We start from the raw sequence: 3,166 nt of genomic DNA on the forward strand, positions 1-3,166 counted from the left end.
TTTTTGATCCAGTCGGGATCGTAATGATCGGTTTTGAAGGAATATTGCCACGAAACAGTGTGGGCGCTTGGATAAAAACCCGTCCTGTCATCCGATTCAAAGTCCCAATATAATGTAAAGAAGCACAGCAGAGGCAACAAATAGTCGAATCTTGGAGCGATGTGCAGGGTGTACGCCCGGTCAAATCCTTGCTCTGAGAGCGGCGAGGTGACCTGTGCGCACTGGCTGCCCATATGGAAAATGGAAAGCAGGCGGCGCGACCCTTGTGCACGGTCATAGCAGGTAAATAATTTATTTTGGCAGGTCAAGTATATCTCGTTTTCGAGACGACCGTTTGACATGGCATAAAACGACCCGGCAAGGCCGTATTTTCCCGTTACGGTATACGCATCATAGCGTTTATTCGTTGTAAACGGAAATGAGCAAATCTCGTCGAACGGTTGGAAGCGCAGGGAAAAAAGCGGCTCTCGGCGCGGGCTGTCTAAGGTGAGGGTATGGAATTTTTCGTGCGGCAAGGGCGGGGAAACGCTTCGCCACGGCAGGCGGGTGAGATAAAGCGTTTTGCCGTTTTCGTTAAATTCGAACAGGTTTTGCTCACGCGTCCTCTTTTGGATGATTTCGATGATCATAAAACTCCCCCTCTTTTTATTCATTATACTGCAAAATGGGGATGGCGAAAAGACGGGAGGTGTGGTATGATATGAAAGAATCATCAAAGCATTTATGGTGCCGGGAGACCGGATAATAGGGAAAGCGTATGCCGCTGCAGCCCACCGCTGCCGTATGACGGAGCGTTTGTGCAGGTTAGCCACTGGTGAAAGCCGGGAAGGCGCACAAGCCGCAATGAAGTCAAGCCGGAAGACCTGCCATGAATCGGGAAGTTTTTTTCTTCGGCGGGAAGAACAAAAGCGCGTAATGCCTTTTTGCATCAGCCGGAAAGGTGTTTTTTTATGTAACGAAACGCCCGTGCGTGACGCCAATGTGCTTGATGGTAAAAATGGAAAGGAAGTATGTTATATGAACAGAAAAATCATCTCACTATTGGTATGCGTATTACTTGCGGTCGCCGTATTTGCAGCATGCGCACAGCCTGTACCGGCAGCGTCGTCGCAAAGCGCGGAGGCAAGCACGAGCACAACAGCGGCGCCGTCTGAATCGGTACAGCCTTCGGAGTCTGCCTCTGTTGCGGCGGGAGTGACCGTCGCAGATATGGCAGGCAATGAAGTTGCCGTCGAAAAAGCAGATAAGATCGTTTCCTTGACGCCTGCGGGCACAGAAATCGTATGCGCGCTGGGTGCATCCAAGCAGTTGGTAGGTATCGACGCGAATTCGAACTATCCGGAAATTACGCAGAGCATTGATATCGTAGGGGACTTCAATGGGCCGGATGTGGAAAAAGTTGCGGCAAAAGAACCGGATGTTGTGCTGGCAGGGATCGGCCTGCAGCAGGATGCGGTCGATAAGTTAAAAGAGCTGGGCATCACGGTGGTAGTCGTGGAAGCGACGACATTTGAAGATATTTCGAAATCCATTGAGCTGGTGGGAGAAGTTGTAGGCGCACAGGACGAGGCGGCGCAACTGGCAGTCGGTATTGACACGGTCGTGAAAAATGCGCAGGATAAAAAGCCGGCGGAGGAAAAGACTGTTTATTATGCGATGAGCTATGGCGATATGGGCAACTGGACGAGCGGCCCTGGCAGCTTCATCAATACGATGATCGAGCTTGCTGGTGGCAAGTGCGTGACGGCAGACCAGCCCGCCCCGTGGATCGAGTATTCGCTGGAAGACCTTGCGGCGGCAGACCCGGACATCATTTTGATGGATGGGAGTATGGGCAGCACGGAGGACTTGGCAAAGATCGCTGGATATAAGGATTTGACTGCTGTCAAAAATGGGAATGTATATGCAATAGACGCGGACGTATTCACACGCCCCGGCCCGCGCATCGGCGAGGCGATCCTTGAGATCAGCGAGATTTTGAATAAATAAGTTCAAAGAGGTTAACGTATGGCCAAAAAGCCTGTAAAATTTCAGGTGATCTTACTGGCGCTCATCTTAGGCGGCATTGCCGCCTTTGTGTGCGCCTTTTTTGTGGGAAGCTCGGGCTTTTCGTTTGCGGAGTTTGTGAAAGTTCTTGACGGTACGGCTTCTGACGCCGTGTACAATATCTTTATGAATATTCGTCTGCCACGTGCGATCGGTGCGTTTTTGGTGGGAGCGGCGCTGGCTGTTTCAGGATGCTGCCTGCAGGGCGTGTTTAAAAACCCGATGGCGGATTCGTTTGTGCTGGGTGTTTCGTCCGGCGCGGCGCTGGGGGCAACGGTCGCCATGACGTTTTTGACGACAGCTACAGTGTTTGGCGCGGGAACAGTTGCCGTATTCAGCTTTCTAGGCGCTCTGATTGCCGTGTTTGTGGTGTATAACATTTCGCGCATACGCGGTAAGGTATCGACTTTTTCGCTGCTGTTGTCCGGTTTTTCCATGAGCGCTATGTTTTCGGCTATTATTTACCTGATCATGCTTCTTAACCGCGACAAGATGGAAAGTGTCGTGATGTGGAATATGGGCAGCTTAGCGAGCATGTCGTGGGAAAAGATTACCATCGCGCTGCCAGCGATCCTTGTTTGCTCGACGCTGCTGATGTTCTATGCAAAGCCTTTAAACATCATGCTCAACGGGGACGAGGTGTCGCGTAGTTTAGGCGTGGATACCCATAAGACACGCAGGAACATACTGATACTGACCTCGCTGCTGTCTGCGGTCGCGGTGTCGGTGAGCGGGATCATCGGTTTTGTAGGGCTGATGGTGCCGCATCTTTTGCGCATGATTGCAGGGCCGGATAATAAAAAACTGATGCCTTTGTGTTTTGTGGGCGGGGGCGCTTATTTACTTGTGTGCGATATTATTGCGCGCGTCATATTGAGCGGACAGGAGATGCCTGTGGGTATCGTGACGTCCATACTGGGCGTGCCGTTCTTTATCTTTTTGCTGCGGCGCGGCAGGAAGGGGGTATAGACGATGGGCATTGAGATCAGAAATGTGGATATTACCATAGATGATACGCCTATTCTGTACAATATCTCCCTGACGTTTGACAGCGGCATGGTGGGTGTTCTGGGACCGAATGGCGCGGGGAAAACGACGTTGTTGCGCGTGGTATCCGGGT

Annotated in this window: 4 protein-coding genes and 1 riboswitch; of the genes, 3 read left to right on the plus strand and 1 reads right to left on the minus strand. The window is 51.5% G+C overall.

The features are described 5' to 3' along the window. Positions 1-629 (minus strand): hypothetical protein (locus tag VB081_RS05275; protein WP_323399791.1); only part of this gene is annotated, 629 nt, incomplete at its 3' end. Positions 630-707: 78 nt separating this feature from the next. Next, positions 708-885, plus strand: a riboswitch (cobalamin riboswitch). Between the two features lie 132 nt (positions 886-1,017). Between VB081_RS05275 and VB081_RS05280 the strand changes: the two genes are divergently transcribed. The 3 genes from VB081_RS05280 to VB081_RS15005 form a co-directional block, all read left to right on the plus strand. Further along, positions 1,018-1,989 (plus strand): ABC transporter substrate-binding protein, encoded by a 972-nt coding sequence (locus VB081_RS05280; protein WP_323399792.1) that lies wholly within the window; start codon positions 1,018-1,020, stop codon positions 1,987-1,989. Between the two features lie 18 nt (positions 1,990-2,007). Continuing rightward, positions 2,008-3,015: a FecCD family ABC transporter permease gene (locus tag VB081_RS05285; RefSeq protein ID WP_323399793.1), complete on the plus strand. Its 1,008-nt coding sequence runs from the start codon at positions 2,008-2,010 to the stop codon at positions 3,013-3,015. Between the two features lie 3 nt (positions 3,016-3,018). Then, positions 3,019-3,166: ATP-binding cassette domain-containing protein (locus tag VB081_RS15005; RefSeq protein WP_442872710.1), on the plus strand; the 148-nt coding region annotated here is incomplete at its 3' end.

Source organism: Christensenella sp., assembly GCF_034927525.1.
Lineage (GTDB): Bacteria > Bacillota > Clostridia > Christensenellales > Christensenellaceae > Christensenella.

Excerpts from the sequence above, each read along its gene's own strand:
- VB081_RS05280 (WP_323399792.1), top strand. The coding sequence starts at position 1,018 with ATGAACAGAAAAATCATCTCACTATTGGTATGCGTATTACTTGCGGTC.
- VB081_RS05285 (WP_323399793.1), top strand. The coding sequence starts at position 2,008 with ATGGCCAAAAAGCCTGTAAAATTTCAGGTGATCTTACTGGCGCTCATC.